Annotated in this window: 13 protein-coding genes and 1 riboswitch; of the genes, 11 read left to right on the forward strand and 2 right to left on the reverse strand. The window is 38.0% G+C overall.

Annotated elements, in window-relative coordinates:
* The first annotated feature begins 51 nt into the window (after positions 1–51).
* The 5 genes from ACFSUL_RS05060 (at position 52) to rlmD (ending at position 5,554) form a co-directional block, all read left to right on the forward strand.
* Positions 52–231 (forward strand): SE1561 family protein, encoded by a 180-nt coding sequence (locus ACFSUL_RS05060; protein WP_071413430.1) that lies wholly within the window; start codon positions 52–54, stop codon positions 229–231.
* A 277-nt stretch (positions 232–508) separates the two neighbouring features.
* Complete coding sequence (locus ACFSUL_RS05065; protein ID WP_377933290.1) at positions 509–2,059, forward strand: fumarate hydratase; 1,551 nt, start codon at positions 509–511, stop codon at positions 2,057–2,059.
* A 309-nt stretch (positions 2,060–2,368) separates the two neighbouring features.
* Positions 2,369–3,142, forward strand: a complete 774-nt coding sequence (gene pdaA, locus ACFSUL_RS05070; RefSeq protein ID WP_377933292.1) for a delta-lactam-biosynthetic de-N-acetylase — start codon at positions 2,369–2,371, stop codon at positions 3,140–3,142.
* 137 nt (positions 3,143–3,279) lie between these two features.
* Positions 3,280–4,146, forward strand: a complete 867-nt coding sequence (locus ACFSUL_RS05075; RefSeq protein WP_377933294.1) for a DNA-3-methyladenine glycosylase family protein — start codon at positions 3,280–3,282, stop codon at positions 4,144–4,146.
* A gap of 16 nt (positions 4,147–4,162) precedes the next feature.
* Entirely contained in the window at positions 4,163–5,554 is a 1,392-nt protein-coding gene (gene rlmD, locus ACFSUL_RS05080) for a 23S rRNA (uracil(1939)-C(5))-methyltransferase RlmD (protein WP_377933296.1), read from the forward strand.
* Between the two features lie 86 nt (positions 5,555–5,640).
* On the opposite strand, the gene ACFSUL_RS05085 is transcribed toward rlmD, so the two are convergent.
* Positions 5,641–6,207 carry a TetR/AcrR family transcriptional regulator gene (locus ACFSUL_RS05085; RefSeq protein ID WP_377933396.1) on the reverse strand — a complete coding sequence of 189 codons (567 nt, stop codon included), beginning with the start codon at positions 6,205–6,207 and terminating at the stop codon, positions 5,641–5,643.
* Between the two features lie 160 nt (positions 6,208–6,367).
* Between ACFSUL_RS05085 and ACFSUL_RS05090 the strand changes: the two genes are divergently transcribed.
* The 4 genes from ACFSUL_RS05090 to ACFSUL_RS05105 all read left to right on the forward strand — a co-directional run bounded on the left by ACFSUL_RS05090 (position 6,368) and on the right by ACFSUL_RS05105 (position 12,820).
* The gene (locus ACFSUL_RS05090; protein WP_377933297.1) at positions 6,368–8,425 is read left to right on the forward strand and encodes an efflux RND transporter permease subunit; all 2,058 of its coding nucleotides are present in this window, start codon (positions 6,368–6,370) and stop codon (positions 8,423–8,425) included.
* 41 nt (positions 8,426–8,466) lie between these two features.
* Positions 8,467–10,218: a YhgE/Pip domain-containing protein gene (locus ACFSUL_RS05095; RefSeq protein ID WP_377933299.1), complete on the forward strand. Its 1,752-nt coding sequence runs from the start codon at positions 8,467–8,469 to the stop codon at positions 10,216–10,218.
* A 324-nt stretch (positions 10,219–10,542) separates the two neighbouring features.
* Positions 10,543–10,941, forward strand: a complete 399-nt coding sequence (locus ACFSUL_RS05100; protein ID WP_377933301.1) for a cytidine deaminase — start codon at positions 10,543–10,545, stop codon at positions 10,939–10,941.
* A gap of 505 nt (positions 10,942–11,446) precedes the next feature.
* A riboswitch (SAM riboswitch) is annotated at positions 11,447–11,548 on the forward strand.
* Between the two features lie 168 nt (positions 11,549–11,716).
* A complete protein-coding gene (locus tag ACFSUL_RS05105; protein WP_377933303.1) occupies positions 11,717–12,820 on the forward strand; it encodes a 5-methyltetrahydropteroyltriglutamate--homocysteine S-methyltransferase in 1,104 nt (367 codons plus the stop codon).
* Between the two features lie 130 nt (positions 12,821–12,950).
* Here the strand turns inward: ACFSUL_RS05105 and ACFSUL_RS05110 are convergent, their stop codons facing one another.
* Entirely contained in the window at positions 12,951–16,034 is a 3,084-nt protein-coding gene (locus tag ACFSUL_RS05110; protein ID WP_071413440.1) for an efflux RND transporter permease subunit, read from the reverse strand.
* Between the two features lie 94 nt (positions 16,035–16,128).
* Here ACFSUL_RS05110 and ACFSUL_RS05115 point away from each other — a divergent pair, with 94 nt between their 5' ends.
* Together ACFSUL_RS05115 and ACFSUL_RS05120 are read left to right on the forward strand one after the other, a co-directional pair.
* Positions 16,129–16,962: a TetR/AcrR family transcriptional regulator gene (locus ACFSUL_RS05115; RefSeq protein ID WP_377933306.1), complete on the forward strand. Its 834-nt coding sequence runs from the start codon at positions 16,129–16,131 to the stop codon at positions 16,960–16,962.
* A gap of 174 nt (positions 16,963–17,136) precedes the next feature.
* A complete protein-coding gene (locus tag ACFSUL_RS05120; protein WP_377933308.1) occupies positions 17,137–17,829 on the forward strand; it encodes a response regulator transcription factor in 693 nt (230 codons plus the stop codon).
* Positions 17,830–17,849 lie beyond the last annotated feature (20 nt).

Consider the following 17,849-nt stretch of genomic DNA (forward strand, 5'->3'; position numbering starts at 1 on the left):
CAATTCAAATATTATTCGTTACGATTAGATAATATGAAGGGAGAGAATATGTTGGGTAAAGCTATCTATGATAAAGATTCACAAATGACGTATTTAAAACAAAGACTTTCCATGTTTATGGAAGTTCTAGATTCTATAGATCCCGAGCATGCAGAATTAGATGATATTGACCGTCTGATCTCCATGATCGACGACCTTGAAACAAAATGTGAGCAATTTAAAAAATCGTAAAGAGTCCAATTGTGGGCTCTTTTTTTATGGTGTTTTTGTGCTTTTATTATTCAACAGGTGATTTTATTCTGATAATCACCTGTTGAAATAACATCTATTTTTAACAGGTGAATCCTCTCTGGAAGTTTTCACTTGAAAAAAGATTTGAAAAATTGAAATCCCTTTCAAAATAAAACCTATAGGAGTATAATAAAATTGGAATTAATAACAGTGCTTTAGCGCAAAAAAAGCACATTGTCAGGGGAAAAATAGCTAGGAAGGGAAAGGGGAAACTTTTATGAATTTAGAGACATTACAAGAAAGTATGTACAAGCTAATTGTGGAAACATCTACTAACTTGCCAAAGGACGTCAGAAGGGCAATACGTTCAGCAAAAGAAACTGAAAATGCTGGTACAAGAGCGGCAATGAGTCTTGCCACTATTTCCAATAATGTTAAAATGGCAGACGATAATGTATCACCAATATGCCAGGACACAGGTTTACCTACATTCAAAATTAAAACGCCAATTGGTGTGAATCAATTACAAATAAAAGAGGCTATCTATAAAGCGATGGTACAAGCTACAAAGGACGGTAAGCTACGCCCTAATTCTGTAGACTCACTTACCGGTGAAAATAGTGGAGATAATCTAGGCTTAGGGACTCCTGTTATTAAATTTGAACAATGGGAAAAAGACTATATCGATGCTCGCTTAATTCTAAAAGGTGGTGGCTGTGAAAATAAAAACATTCAATACAGCCTACCTTGCGAGCTAGATGGTTTAGGTCGAGCAGGAAGAGATTTAGATGGTATTCGTAAATGTATTATGCATTCTGTTTATCAAGCACAAGGACAAGGCTGTAGTGCTGGGTTTATCGGGGTTGGAATCGGCGGAGACCGTTCATCTGGATATGACCTAGCAAAAGAACAGTTATTCCGTTCTGCAGATGACGTAAATCCACATGAAAACTTAAGAGAATTAGAAGAATATGTAATGGAAAATGCCAATAAATTAGGTATCGGTACAATGGGGTTTGGCGGGGAAACAACGTTACTTGGGTGTAAAGTTGGAGTAATGAATCGTATTCCAGCAAGCTTCTTCGTTTCTGTTGCCTATAATTGCTGGGCATTCAGACGCCTTGGTGTACAAGTAAACCCTGAAAGTGGCGATATCACAGAGTGGTTGTATCAAGACGGAGAAAAAATAGATCTTACAGAAGCAGAAACGGCTCAAAAAGAAACAGCCGCAGCTTCTGAAGAAAATAGCATTATCGAACTTCAAGCACCGATTTCGGAAGAGCAAATTCGTGAACTAAAAGTTGGAGACGTTGTACGTATTAATGGTCGCATGTTTACTGGACGTGACGCGATTCATAAACATTTAAGCGACAACGATGCACCGGTTGACTTAAATGGACAAGTCATTTACCACTGTGGTCCTGTTATGTTAAAAGACGATGAAGGCAATTGGCATGTAAAAGCCGCAGGTCCTACAACGTCTATTCGAGAAGAACCGTATCAAGGCGATATTATGAAAAAATTTGGTATTCGCGCTGTTATCGGTAAAGGAGGCATGGGACCAAAAACACTTGCAGCATTAAGTGAGCACGGTGGAGTGTATTTAAATGCTATCGGAGGAGCTGCTCAATACTATGCAGACTGCATCAAATCAGTTGATGGCGTCGACTTAATGCAATTTGGAATTCCAGAAGCAATGTGGCATCTAAACGTAGAAGGCTTCACAGCAGTAGTAACAATGGATTCCCATGGCAAAAGCCTTCACGAAGATGTAGATAAATCTTCATTAGAAAAACTAGCACAATTTAAGGAACCGGTATTTAAATAACATTATTTAGAAAGGAACTGCTCTCTTTTGGGGCAGTTCCTTTTTTTCTAGTCACTATTAAATAGAGAAAGCACGCTTATAAAGAACGGTAAATTGATAAGATCACAAATGTGTTGGATATCGTCACATTTGTAATGGAGAAGTTTACAAATACATTAGATATTGACACATTTGTGATAGATACAGACATAATTATGAGGGATAAGTGTATGAAGCAAGACAAAAATGATTCTGGAAGCTTTTAGCACACATGAAACCATCCTGTTCTTTAGAAAATAAGAGTAAACAACTAGTGAAGGATGGGTCATCATGAATAGGTATATAAAATACTTTGTAGCAGCAATCGTTTTATTATTCTCATTTACGGTCGAAGCTAATGCTGTTTCTAATTCAAAAATTGGCTGGGGATTTAAAAAGGCGGAAAATGGTGAACCGGCACAGGCAGGAAAAGCGTATGATGAACTTTTACAAAAATACGGTGCGTTTTATAAAGCGGATCCTAATAAAAAAGAGATCTATCTAACATTTGATAATGGGTATGAAAATGGATACACAGAAAAAATTCTCGATGTTCTAAAAAAGGAAAAAGTTCCAGCGACCTTTTTTGTCACAGGCCATTATTTAAATAGCGAGCCTGACCTTGTGAAAAGAATGGTAAAAGAAGGTCATATCATTGGAAATCACTCATGGCACCATCCCGATTTCACACAAGTATCCGACCAACGGGTAAAAGAAGAACTTCAAAAAGTAAAAGACAAAACAGCAGAACTTACTGGGCAAGAAAAAATGGGATACTTACGTCCACCGCGAGGCGTATTTAGTGAAAGAACATTAAAACTCGCAAAAGAAGAAGGATACACACATGTATTTTGGTCTGTTGCATTTGTAGATTGGAAAACAGATCAACAAAAAGGCTGGAAGTACTCTTACGACAATATTATGAAACAAATACACCCAGGAGCGGTCATCCTCCTTCATACCGTCTCAAAAGATAATGCAGATGCCCTAGAAAAAGCGATCCAGGACCTCAAAAAACAAGGCTACACCTTCAAAAGCCTGGACAACTTAAAGAAAAAATCATAACTCACTAACAAAGCACCGTCCGATAATGGACGGTGCTTTAACACTTTAGTAGAGTGAGGGACGGACCTCTAAACTGGATTGCCAATCAAGAAATGATATAATACACTTATCATTTTGACGAAGGGAAAGCGGCTTTCATGGATAAGACAATTAGTATTACCCCACCATACAATTTCGACCGCGTATTGGAAAGGTTAGCGCTTGATCCATTAAACGCTGTTAACAAGGAGGAGCGTTTAATAAAACTTCCTTATTATCAACCTAATGGACAAGGGGAAGTTATTACAGTCCAAGCGATTGGTACAATAGATGATCCACAATTTCATATTACGTTTGAAACTGACGAGGATAGTAATTCAAAAGAAAAAAGAATTCGTGAGGTTTTTCATTGGGACAAGCCTCTCGGTGACATACACGACCATTTTCTAACTACAGCGCTACATTCAATTTTTACAGAGCACATAGGAACGCCATTAGTGTTGGAATTTGATCCCTTTGCATCATTAGTAAAAAGTATCATTCATCAGCAACTTAACCTATCTTTTGCTCATACATTAACAGAAAGATTTGTCCAAAAGTACGGCTGGAAATATAATGGTGTATGGTTTTATCCAAGACCAGAAACAGTCGCCAGGATTAGAGTAGAAGACTTGAGAGATTTGCAATTCAGCCAAAGGAAAGCAGAATATGTCATTGGAGTCGGGGAAAAGATTCAATCGGGGGAGTTAAATCTAACTCAATTAGAAAAAGAATCGGATGAAGCAGTTATTAAGATATTAACAAAAATAAGAGGTATTGGACCTTGGACTGCAGAGAACTACTTATTATCTGCTTTAGGCAGACCGAACCTTTTTCCAAAAGCAGATATCGGTATTCAAAATGCTGTCAAAAAGTTATACGAAATGGAAAAAAAGCCGACGATAGAAGAACTAGAAGAATTAAGCATACCATGGCATCCATATCTAAGTTACGCGTCATTATATTTATGGAGAAGTATCGAATAAAATAGGAAGTGAATATATGAAAAAACAACTGAAGAACAACAATGACACTCAATTAAAAGTGAAGCAGCAATTTCCGCTTACAATAAAAAGAATCGGAATTAACGGAGAAGGTGTAGGCTATTTTAAACGGAAGGTTGTTTTCGTTCCAGGAGCATTGCCTGGCGAGGAAGTTGTAGTGGAAGCAACAAAGGTGCATCCGAAGTTTACCGAAGGCAGAGTGAAAAAAATACGGAAGAAGTCTCCGCTCCGAGCGACTCCACCTTGTTTAGTATATGAAACTTGCGGCGGTTGTCAGCTGCAACATATAACATACGAAGGGCAGCTCGAAGCAAAAAGAGATATTCTTATCCAAGCTCTAGAACGCCATACAAAGCTGGATTTGGAAACGCTCGATATTCGAAAAACAATTGGAATGGATAACCCATGGCATTATCGAAATAAAAGTCAATTTCAAGTTGGTGAAAGAAAAGGTAGAGTGATTGCGGGTCTCTATAGCCTTGATTCCCATAAACTACAGGACATTGACGAATGTATCGTTCAACACTCCGCAACAAATAAAGTAACAACCGAAATTAAACGAATTATTAATGACTTAAATATCCCTGTTTTTGATAAAAAACATAAAAAAGGGCTACTTAAAACGATTGTAACAAGAGTAGGATTTGAAACTGGTCAAGTGCAAGTAGTATTAGTGACAACACAGAAAACTATCCCACGCAAAGAACTATTAATTGCGGAAATTGAAAAACGATTACCAGAAGTAGTGTCCATTGCTCAAAATGTGAACCCGAAAAAAACATCCGTTATCTTCGGGGATGATACCTATCATTTATCAGGAAAAGAATCAATTGAAGAAAGACTCGATGAATTCACCTATGAACTATCAGCCAGAGCTTTCTTCCAACTTAACCCTATCCAAACAACGAAGCTCTATAATGAAGCAAAAAAAGCAGCCGGCTTAACTGGAACGGAAAAGGTTGTCGATGCTTACTGTGGTGTCGGAACAATTGGTTTATGGCTTGCGGATCAAGCTAAAGAGATAAGGGGTATGGACGTTGTAAAAGAAGGAATAGACGACGCTAAAAACAATGCCAAGAAATTCAACGTTGACCATGCTCACTACTACGTAGGCAGTGCAGAGAAACTGCTTCCAGAGTGGAAAAAAGAAGGTTGGAAACCAGACGTAGTACTAGTCGATCCACCTCGAACAGGTTGTGATCGGAAATTCCTTGACACCATTAAACAAGTAAAACCGAAAAAATTTGTGTATGTTTCATGTAACCCTTCAACGTTGGCGAAGGATATAGATTATTTAAAAGCGGAATATAAAGTCGAGTATCTTCAGCCGGTGGATATGTTTCCGCAGACGGCACATGTCGAGTGTGTCACCCAGTTAGTTCTAAAATAAAAAACACACCACCAGAACATCCAGCTAGCAAAAGAGCCCCTCTGGCAACTCAGTTGCCAGGGGCTTTCCTTATCTCAGGAGCTTGTTTAACGTATATTCGACAAGCCTTTATTGATAAAATTATGAAGAATATCCGCCATCTCCTTAGGTGTTTTGTTTTGCCCATTTTCCAGCCAATTCTTAATGACATAAATGCTGCCGCTGACTAAAAAAAGGTTGATGTATTCATATGTTTCCTTATCTAGCGTTTTGTCTGTAATCCAGTTTTTGAAGATGAATTGCTGCGTAATCTTCATGCCCTTTTTCTGAAAGTGGATATCGCTGTTCTCGCTTAAGAGGATATGGCATACATCACTGTTTTTTGCTATATACTCAAACAGTTTTTCTGTCATCTGCAGAGCTTCTTTTTCTTTTGAAAAATTGTATTGACTGAGGGTAGCAACTAAATCCTCGATGAACTCTTCTTCGATTAAATTGAGCAGTTCGTATTGGTTTGAATAGTGGGCATAATAGGTAGACCGGTTGATGTCTGCCAGTTCACAGATTTCTTTAATAGTAATGTTGGAAATTTGTTTCTTCTGTAGTAATTTCATTAAACTTTCCTTTAAAACCATCCGCGTGTACTTTTTGCGTCGATCCATTTTCGAATTCACCATTAACGATCCTTTCTTAAAAAAATTACAAGTTCCCCAACATAAAGTGACTTTCTGTTGGGGACTAAACATTATATAGACAACTGTTTGTTGAATATCCAACACTGTGTTTAATATAATAATAAAGTGAAAATCGGAAAGAAACAAGAAAGGATGAAAAATGATAAATATAGCATCACGTATCATAAAGCATAAAAAAGCTGTTTTGATTGCGTTTGTGCTGGCGACGGTCATTTCAATAGTGGCGCAATTCTTTGTATCGGTCAATTATAATATGGTCGATTATTTACCAGAGGATGCTCAATCAGCACAGGCGATGGACATTATGGAAGAGGAGTTTACGGGTGCTGTCGCAGATACGCGGGTCATGGTAACGGATGTCACCATACAGGAAGCACTCGAATATAAAGAAAAGCTTTCCGCCATTGACGGAGTTTCCGATGTAATGTGGCTAGATGATATGGTAGATTTGAAAACTCCGTTGGAAGTGGCAGAAGAAGAGACGGTGGAAAACTACTATAAGGATGGAAATGCGCTGTTTTCTATCAGTGTCCGTACCGGGGATGAAGTTAGAATAACCGATGCTATTTATGAATTAATCGGGGAAGATGGTGCGATTGCGGGAGAGGCCATCAATACGGCAAGCTCGCAAAAAATGGCCGGACAGGAGTCTTTATATGCGGGCCTATTATTGGTGCCAATCATTATTTTGATTCTGGTCCTTTCTACAACTTCGTGGATAGAACCGCTGTTTTTCCTGACGGCAATTGGCGTTTCGGTTCTAATTAACTTAGGGACAAACCTCTTTATTGGAGAGATTTCGTTCGTTACCCAGTCAGTTGCTCCAATTTTGCAGCTGGCCGTTTCACTGGATTATGCGGTATTCCTTCTTCATAGTTTTTCTGATTACCGAAAAACAACCAATAATCCTGAAGAAGCGATGGAGCTTGCGATGAAGAAGTCATTCCCGGCAATCACGGCTAGTGCAGCCACGACCTTCTTCGGCTTTATTGCCTTAACCTTTATGAAGTTTGAAATTGGTTCCGACTTGGGACTGAATTTGGTTAAGGGAATCGTCTTGAGTTTTATCAGTGTCATGGTATTTTTACCTGCTTTGACCCTTTATTTTTATAAATGGATGGATAAAACCAAGCATAAAAACTTTGTACCGAGCTTCAGCGGTATTGGGAATAAAGTTTTAAAATTGAAAATTCCAAGTTTGCTTCTAGTTTTTGCGATTCTCGTTCCTGCCTTCTTAGCGCAAAGTAATACCTCGTTTGTGTATGGGACGGGTGAACAGCCGGAAAACACACGTGTGGGAAGTGACGTTAAAATAATCAATGAGGCATTTGGAGAAACGACGCCCATTGTTCTTTTAGTCCCTAGAGGAGATGCGGCAAAAGAGGCGGAGCTTGTTGATGATCTTGAAGCAATGGACTATGTGACAGGTGTTATGGCTTATGTGAACCAAGTTGGAGCCGAGATTCCACCTGAATATTTGGATAAATCGATTACGGATGAATTCTACTCAGAAAACTACAGCCGGATTATCATTAATACAAGTCAAGGAACAGAAGGGGAAGTCCCCTTTGCAATTGTAGAAAATGTAGAAAAAGCAGCGGAGGAATATTACGGAGATGAGGCACTCGCCTTAGGGGAAAGTGTAACGCTATATGATATTAAAAATACCGTCAATAAGGACAATGTCGTTGTAAATGTGTTGACGGTTGTCACAATTGCAATTGTCCTACTGATTAGCTTTAAATCGATTTCCGTTCCAATCGTTCTGCTTATCACAATTCAAGCAGCTGTCTGGATTAACTTATCGATTCCTTATTTTACAAATACCTCACTGGTGTTTGTAGGGTATTTGATTATCAGTACGGTACAGCTTGCCGCGACAGTGGATTACGCCATTTTATTTACGGAGGCTTATAATCATTATCGCAAGGAAATGTCTGCCAAAAAGGCAATGGTGAAAACATTGGATGAAAAAACTTTCTCCATCTCGATTTCGGCAGGGATTTTATCTAGTGTGGGCTTTATTTTATGGATCACATCTTCCAACCCGATTGTGGCATCGATTGGCCTATTGCTAGGAAGAGGAGCGTTACTTGCCTTTGTAATGGTTCTGCTCGTTTTACCGGCGATGCTGTTGGTATTCGATAAATTGATTAAAAAAACAACCTATAAAGCAAATTATTATGAGGAGAAATGATGATGAGAAAAAAACAATTACGATACGCTGCTCTCGCTACGATGATCTTCTTGCCCTCATTTCTTAGTTATCCTGCTCAGGCAGAAATGGAAGGCAAAGTCACCTCAAAAGATGAAGTGGTGTATGCAACATTAAATGCCAATGGAGACCTGAATCATATCTATGTCGTGAATACCCTAGAGGTAGCACAGGCTGGAAAGATCTTGGATTACGGAAAGTACAGCAGTGTCAAAAATCTGACTGATTTAACGGAGATTGATCAAGAGGGACAGAAAGTGCAAATGGAGGCTCCGGAAGGAAAATACTTTTATCAAGGAAATATGAAAGAGGATACCGAACTGCCTTGGGATGTGAATGTTTCTTATCTGCTAGATGGACAGGATGTGAAACCGTCGGAACTTGCAGGGGAAAATGGTCATCTTGAAATCAACATCGATACAGCTCAGAATAAAGAGACTGATTCGGTATTCTATGAAAATTACTTATTACAAGTTTCCTTGACGCTTCCGAATACGTATCAGAACATTGAAGCTTCAGGCGGAATGGTTGCGAATGCAGGAAAAAATAAGCAAATTACGTTTACCGTCATGCCTGGACAAGAGGAAAAGCTTAGTGTGAAAGCAGATGTCGAGGATTTTGAATTTCAAGGAGTGGAAATCGCAGCGGTTCCATCTACACTGCCAATCGATACATCGGGCACGGAAAATATGACGGAAGACATGTCCGCTTTATCTGATGGCATCAGGGAATTAAATAACGGTGTCGCTGACCTTAAAAAAGGTGTTTCCGAATGGAGTAGTGGTGCTGTCAGCTTACGCGATGGTTCTGCAGAGTACAATAATGGAATGAGCGAGGTGGCTGGCTCCTCTTCTAAACTTATTGGTGCATCGGGATCTATTCGCGAAGCACTCGGTAAGATTAATCAATCCCTGTCTGGCCAAACAGCTGAAGTAGATTTAACGAGCTTGTCTGAACTGCCGGCAGGTCTTACTCAATTAGCAGATGGCCTTACGGAAACAGCCAATGGTTTATCCACCTTACAAAAAAATTATTCACAAGCATATAAGGCGTTAGATAGTGCGATTGTGGAAATTCCAGCTCAGCAAATCTCCGCTGAAGAGATTGCCGCATTGTATGAGAGTGGGGCCGATGCTAAGGTCGTGGACAAACTGGTGGCATCCCATAAAGCTGCTCAAAAAGTAAAAGAGACCTATGCTCGGGTAAAAGAAGCCTTTGCTGTAGTAGAACCGACTTTGAATGAGATCAGTGGATCGGTAAGAGAGATGAGCGGACAACTGACGTCTACTGCAACTAATCTGTCTACCTCTCTTAAAGAGACAAACCTGAGCGGACTGAGTGAATTACAAAAAGGTCTAGCAGCGCTGTCTTCTAATTACACCGAGTTCCATTCCGGATTAGTTAGCTATACAGATGGGGTGAGTCAATTATCTTCATCCTATAACAAGCTTCATTCAGGTATTGTGGAGCTGACTGGCGGAACAAGCGAATTAGAAGAGGGTGTTAGCGAACTCCACAACGGGACCAACAAATTATACGAGGAAACAAAAAACTTACCAAGCCAAATGCAAGAGGAAATCAATAAAATGATCCAGGAATACGACAAATCGGATTTTGAACCTGTATCCTTTGTTTCCTCTAAAAACGAAAAAGTCTCTTCTGTTCAATTTGTCATCAAGACAGAGAGCATTGAAAAAGAAGAACAAGAAACGAAGAAAGCGGAACCTGAGAAAGAGAAAGGGTTCTGGGAATTGTTAGTGGATCTATTTAAATAGTGGGAAAAGGGGCATGCAATAGTTGGAAAATCAACTTATTGCATGCCTTTTTTATAAGGGCGCCCCCACCTTTGTCAGCCCCATTGAACAAAATAATAGATTTTATCGCAAATGTGCAGCCCCTAAAAAGCTGCGTTTTTAGCCCGAGTAGAAGGTGGAGTTGCATCTACAAGAATTCCTGCGCCACTAATTACACCAAAATTTCAGCTGGGTCTAATATTGACAAACTTTTCAAAAAAATGTATTATAAAAATCCTGCCAATCAAACGGTTGGCGTAAAGGGGACTGTGAAAAGTTCATTCTTCTATGTAAGGGATGGATAATATGAATAAAGAGCAACTAGTGGAAAGTGCACGTAAGATGAAGGAAAGAGCTTATGTACCTTATTCTAAATTTCCGGTAGGAGTAGCACTACTATTAAAAGATGGTACGGTTATTAATGGAGTAAACGTGGAAAATGTTTCTTTAGGCGCAACAAATTGCGCTGAGCGAACGGCTGTATTTACTGCAGTAACAAATGGTTACCAAAAAGGTGATTTTCAAGCTATAGCTGTTGCTGGTGATACGGCAGATTTCCTCCCACCTTGTAGTATTTGCAGACAAGTTCTAGCAGAATTCTGTTTACCTGATATGCCAGTTTATTTAACAAATGAGAACAAAGATATATTAGAGTTAACATTAAAAGATTTATTACCTTACGCTTTTACAGATTTAGATATGTAAAATACAATACTTAACAAATTAACTAAAGAAGGGCAGGTTTTGAGTATCTTTTCTCAAAGTTTGCCCTTATATTATTTGTTTAAAATAGTTGCTAAATTAACTATTTAATTTAACAAGCCGTAGTAATGAAGATCTTTAATAATCGGATATTTTAGTATAAGAATGAGTGGCGGAAGAGAAGGAAGCATATTAGACTGAATTGTATAGTGGAATTTTCAGGTGTATACTTATGTGACAACATTGAAAAGAGCTTGAAGTGGAAATCTTCTCTATCTAACAGTGCTCTTAATGGAATAAAAGCAGGATTCATATTAATTTTCTTAGTTTTTTATTGGCTCTTTTCTCTCCATGTTTTTCCTCATAATATAATTCCGTAGGATTTGCTATAAGCTATTAATCTTCGGGAAGTTACAGGAAAAACAAAATGGAGAAACTTTTTATTAGTGTTGACAAACTACTTTTTTAGGTTTATAGTAAACTCAATAATTTAATATTTCTAAATTTTTTCTTATCTAGAGAGGTGGAGGGACTGGCCCTTTGAAGCCTCGGCAGCAGACTTTTAAGAGTACTGTGCCAATTCCAGTAGCATAATGCTAGAAGATAAGAGGAGTAGGTAATCTCATTTGTCTATTAACCCCTCTTCTTATTTTGGAAGAGGGGTTTTTTATTTCTAGCATAGAATCAGGTACATTTGCAGCATTGTGTACGGATTGGATAAGAGGATTTGGCAGTATGTTTTCATTCCACTAATAAAAATTAAGGGAGAGGGATTAAAATGACAAAAACATTAGTTAAAGCACCATTTAGAGCAGATCATGTAGGGAGTTTGTTACGACCAGAGAGAATACATAAAGCGAGAAAAGAATTTCAAGAAGGAACAATCACTGCACAAGAACTACGTGACATTGAAACAGCAGAAATTAAAAATATCGTTGATAAGCAAATCGAAGTCGGACTGCAAGCTGTCACAGATGGAGAGTTTCGCCGTAGATTTTGGCATACAGATTTTCTAGAACATTTAAATGGTGTAGAAGGGTATGTTCCAGACCATGGTTTTAAATTTAAAGGAGAAGAAACGGAAAGATACGATGTGCGTGTTATCGGAAAAATTTCTTTTAACCAGGATCACCCACATGTAAAAGACTTTATCGAATTTAAAGAAATTGTTGGGGACCGTGCGATTGCAAAACAAACGATTCCAAGTCCAAATCAATTGTTTAACGCCGGTATTCGTAATCAAGACATTTATCCGGATATTAAAGAATATGCAAATGATATTATTAAAGCATACCGCGATGCCATCCAAGCTTTTTATGATGCAGGTTGCCGTTACTTACAACTAGATGATGTATACATTGCTGGTCTTAATGCACCGGAAATCCCATTTAATGATAGTGGTTATTCCCGTGAACAATTAATTGACTTGGCATTACAAGTTGTTAATGGTGTACTAGAAGATAAACCAGAAGATCTAATTGTAACGACTCATCTTTGCCGTGGTAACTACCGGTCTAATTGGGCATTTGAAGGAAGTTACGCTAAGATTGCCCCGACATTATTTGCAAAAGAAAAAGTAAATGGATTTTTCCTAGAATATGATGATGACCGATCTGGAGATTTCAAACCATTGGAATACATTCCAACTGGAGGTCCTCAAGTAGTGCTAGGTGTATTCACATCGAAGCATGGTGAATTAGAAGATAAGGAAAACATTAAAGCGCGTGTGGAAGAAGCAACAAAATATGTACCATTAGAGCAATTATGTATTAGTCCACAATGCGGTTTTGCTTCTACTCATCATGGAAATATTTTAACTGAGGAAGAGCAATGGACGAAGTTGAAGTATATTGTAGATATTTCTAAAGAGATTTGGGGATAAGAGGTGAAGAGAACGCCTTTAGATGGGGGACTCTTTTGAACCACCTTCCAGTTTTTGAAGGATACAGTGTAGTGTGAGTAAATCCAAACAAAGGCCCTACAGGATGAAATCATCCTGTAGGGCCTTTTTATTAGTTTTCTTTTATATCTTTACGGTTTTTCTTAAATAACTTCGATAATAATTCGTAAACAATTGGAACAACAATTAATGTTAATAATGTTGCACTTGTTAAACCACCAATTACCGTAATAGCGAGACCTTTTGATATTAAACCGCCTCCGCCAGAGCCAATTGCTAATGGTATTAATGCACCAATCGTTGCAATTGCGGTCATGAGGATTGGACGCAAGCGCGTTGATCCAGCTTCGAGAATTGCTTCACGCATATTCATGCCATCACGTTCCATGTGTATAATACGGTCTACTAGTACAATGGCATTTGTTACAACAATACCAATTAACATTAATAGCCCCATCATAACGGAAACAGAAATTGTTTCACCTGCGATTAATAACCCTACAAAGGAACCAATTACCGCAAACGGTAAGGAGAATAGGATAGCAAATGGTGCAAGACCTTCCCCGAATGTTACAACAAGGATGAAGTATACAATTAGGATGGCTGCAAGCATTGCTACACCAAGTTGTGTGAATGTTTCTGTCATGTCTGCAGCAACACCACCGACCCCAGTCGTTACGCCTTTAGGTAAATCTAGTTCTTCAATCGCTTCGTCGACTTCCGATGTTGCTTTTGAAATATCATCACCAATGACTGTTCCTGAGACAGTAGCATAGTATTCACCTTTACTACGTGCAAGTGTATTTAATGTCGTACCTTCTTTAACTGTTACGAGCTCAGAAAGTGGCATCGCTGTACCAGTTGCTGTCTGTACTTTGGTTGCCAATAGTTCATCAATTGACTTTGGTTTTTCTGTTTGCTCTTGTTGCACGATGACATCTAACGTGTCACCGTCTTTTTCGACAGTTGTCAAGGTTTCCTGTGTTTGGTCAGGACTCAACATCATAACAATTTGACCCGTAGTTAAACCATACTGCAGTAATTCCTCTTGTTCGACATGGAAAGTATACTCAACATATGCATCCTCTGCACTTGAAGAGACATCTTCTAAGTCATCATTTTCTTTCATAACTTTTTCTGCCATTTTTACAGATTTATTTAGATTATCTAAATCTTCACTGTAGAAGGAGTAACTCACTTCATTAGTATTCATGGACATGGAAGTGAAGTTTTGGCTTTTCCATTCACCAGATTGGTCAATGTTAAACACATATTCTTCAATTTCTTCACGTGCTTCCGGGAAGTCTTCCATTTCTGGGTCAAAGATAAGGTACATTAATGCACCATCTCCTCCGCCACCCATCATCGCTGCCGTCGGATCGCCGCTTTCTGTAACAGATAATTGAACAATGTCAATATCTTCATGCTTTAATAATTTTTCTTCTACAACTTCAATATTGGCTAATGTATCTTCCTTTTTCTCACCTGTTTCAGGCGTGTATGTTAGATACATAACTTTTTCTTCTTCACTACCCATGAAGCTGAAGCCGATTAATGGTGTTAAGGCTAAGCTACCTACTAATAATACGATAGCAACTAGTGAAGTAACAATTTTATGGTTCAATGTCCAAGCAAGAATGCCTTTGTACCAATTAGATAGTTTACCAGCCTCTTTATGATGGCTTTCTGTTTTTTCGCTATATAACTTCTTCTTGAACAAGAAATGAGATAGCGCTGGAACAATCGTTATGGCAACAAGCAACGAAGCTCCAAGTGCAAACGTCATCGTTAATGCGAATGGCATGAACAGTTCGCCAACCATACCACCAACGAAAATTAATGGTGCAAACACCGCTACCGTTACTAGCGTAGACGATAAGATTGGTTTGAACATTTCAATTGTCGATTCACGTACAAGTGCTCGACCAGTTAATTTCTCACCTTTTAAATGCAAACGTCGGTAAATATTTTCCACTACGACTATCGAGTCATCGATAACACGACCAATGGCAACCGTAACGGCACCAAGCGTCATAATATTTAGCGTGATTTCCATCCAATTTAGCAGCAATAAAGCCATAAAAATTGATACTGGAATGGAAATAATCGATATAATAGTAGATTTGAAATCTCGTAGGAATAAAAGAATGATTAAAACAGCAATTAAACCTCCAAATACTGCTTTTTCAATCATTGTGGAAACTGATTCTTCAATCGGTTCACCTTGGTCAAGGGAAATATCGACTACAAGACCTTCGATATTTTTCTCCTCTTCTTTAACTAAATCTTTCACTGCGTTAACAACATCAACTGTATTTGCTTGTTGTTCTTTAACAATTTGTATCGCAATGGCATTCTCACCATTTGTACGTGAGACGGATTGTACTTTACCAACTTCTTCAATTGTTGCGATCTCCCCAAGCTTCACAAATGGATTTGGGTGTGCTTCACTTGGTGTTACAGGAATAAGCATTTCCTTTAATTCATCTGCAGTCATGAACTTACCATCGACTGCTACTGCTTGTTCCCCTTCCTCAAACTCATAAAGACCTAGTGAAACAGCTACATCACTAGCTTGAACCATTTGCTTAACTTTATCTTCTGTCAAGCCAAGTTCTTTCATTTTTGCATGGTTGTAAGTAAGTTCTACTTCTTCGATGTGCTGACCTGTCATCGTTGCAGATGCAACGCCATCAATCTTTTCGATATTTGGAAGTATAATATCTTCTACTGTCGAAGTTAGTTCAACGATATCCTCTTCCTCACTACTTACGCTTAATGCAACTACTGGCATCATGTTCATGCTAATTGCAGTAATACTTGGCTCTTCTGCGCTTTCTGGTAAGGTCACTGATTCTAGTGCCGCTTCCAATTCACGCTCCGCCTCATCCATATCTACTCCGTATTCATATTCGACTTGAAGATTAGCCATGCTAGAATACGAATTGGAGTACACAGACTTAACATCTTCTAATCCCTCTACCGCTTTTTCTAACGGTATGGACACTTCCTCCATTACCTGTTCAGGAGTTGCTCCCGGGTATACATCCATTACCATTAAAAATGGAATCGAAACATCTGGAATAGTCTCGGTTTTCATTTGTGTACCGGAGTAAATACCTGAAACAGTAATAATAATGGTAAGCAACCATACTGCAAGTTTATTTTTTAATACGAAATTTACTAAACCCTTCAAATTGACACCTACCCTTAATTGACTTTAAATACTCAAGTAATTATAATAATGACTATTCGGTCAAATGTCAACAATAAGTGTAGGAGAAGATAATATGCCAAAAAAACAATTAATTATAGAAAAATCGATAGAGCTCTTTGCAAAACAAGGGTTTGAGGCCACATCTGTTCAGCAAATAACAGACTATTGTGGAATTTCAAAAGGAGCTTTTTACTTATCCTTTACATCAAAAGATGAATTAATTTTAGAGTTGATTGACCACTTTATGAAGGAGATTACCTCTGAGATTGACTATACGGTTAACAATGTGAAAAATGATGAAGAGGTTCTTTATAAATTTTACTATACAACGTTATATTCGTTTTATAAGCATTCAGACTTTGCGAAAATATTTATGAAAGAGCAGACACAATCCTTTAATAAGGAACTCTTAGTAAAAATCCGCTACTACGACAGTTTAATAGAAAAAACGATTATAACGATGCTTGAACGTTTATATGGAGAAGACGTCAGAGATACAAAATACGATTTAATGTATTCGATTAAAGGGTTTATGAGTACTTTTTCTGAGCTATTTTTATTCCACGATGCACCACTAGATCTCAACTTAATGTCTCAATCACTTATGGAAAAAACGGATTTACTTGCAAGGCATTCTACCGTTCCTTTTATTACCGAAGAGTTTATGCAAATGTTTAAGCAACCGCAGAATGAAGGGATAACGAAGGAACATATCTTAGAAATAATGGAACAAAAAGTAGAAGAGGTAGAAGAGTCGATTGAAAAAGAATCATTAATACTTCTCAAACAACAGTTACTGGAATCGACGTATAGCCCCGCTATTGTAAAAGGGCTACTTGAAAATATCCGAAATCATCCATATTGTAAATGGATTTATTATTTACTTCAAAATTATTATAAGTTTTAAGGAGAAAGAAGGAAGGACCAACAATCCTTCCTCCTTTCTTTTTTATTAAATGACATATAGAAGCAATTGTGAAACTAACACTAAACTTGTTACTACATAAAAGACATTTTGAAATGTGATGCTTCTTTCTTTGTTCTTTTACTATAATAGACCATTTGGAAAGGGAGAATATAAGTGGAACAGCAAATAAACATTTTAGTCGTGGAAGATGATAATGATATTAATCAATTGCTATGTAAAATTATTAGAAAAAGCAATTACGACGCACAACCTGCCTATTCAGGGACAGAAGCATTAATTTATTTAGAAAAACAGAAGTGGGACTTAGTTTTACTCGATTTAATGCTTCCAGGTATGACGGGAGAAGAAATCCTAGAAGAAATTACTGCAAAAGGTTCTATGCCAGTCATTATTATTTCTGCCAAAAGCGAACAGCAGACAAAAATTAATAGTTTACGATCTGGCGCAGATGATTTTATTTCAAAGCCGTTTGATGTTGAAGAAGTATCTGCTCGTATTGATTCTCTACTAAGAAGATACAAACATACTAGTGAATCGCCTATGAGAAATCAGTTAACGCATAAAGATATTATGGTTGATTTGGAAGCGAAAACAGTTTATGCGAATGGTAAAAAGCTTACACTAACAGTCCGCGAATATGCAATATTAGTCCTTCTTATGAAATCCCCCAAAAAGGTTTTCTCAAAATCTAATTTATTCGAAAGTGTATGGAATGAACCTTTTCTCGGCCATGACAATACAGTGAATGTTCACATGAGTAACTTAAGGAATAAACTCTCGAAAGCAAATCCAAATGAAGACTATATAGAAACGATTTGGGGAATGGGGTATCGGATTAAATCTTAATGTTTTCTTAAGGTTTGACT

The organism is Bacillus seohaeanensis (assembly GCF_042684945.1).
Lineage (GTDB): Bacteria > Bacillota > Bacilli > Bacillales > Bacillaceae_B > Rossellomorea > Rossellomorea seohaeanensis.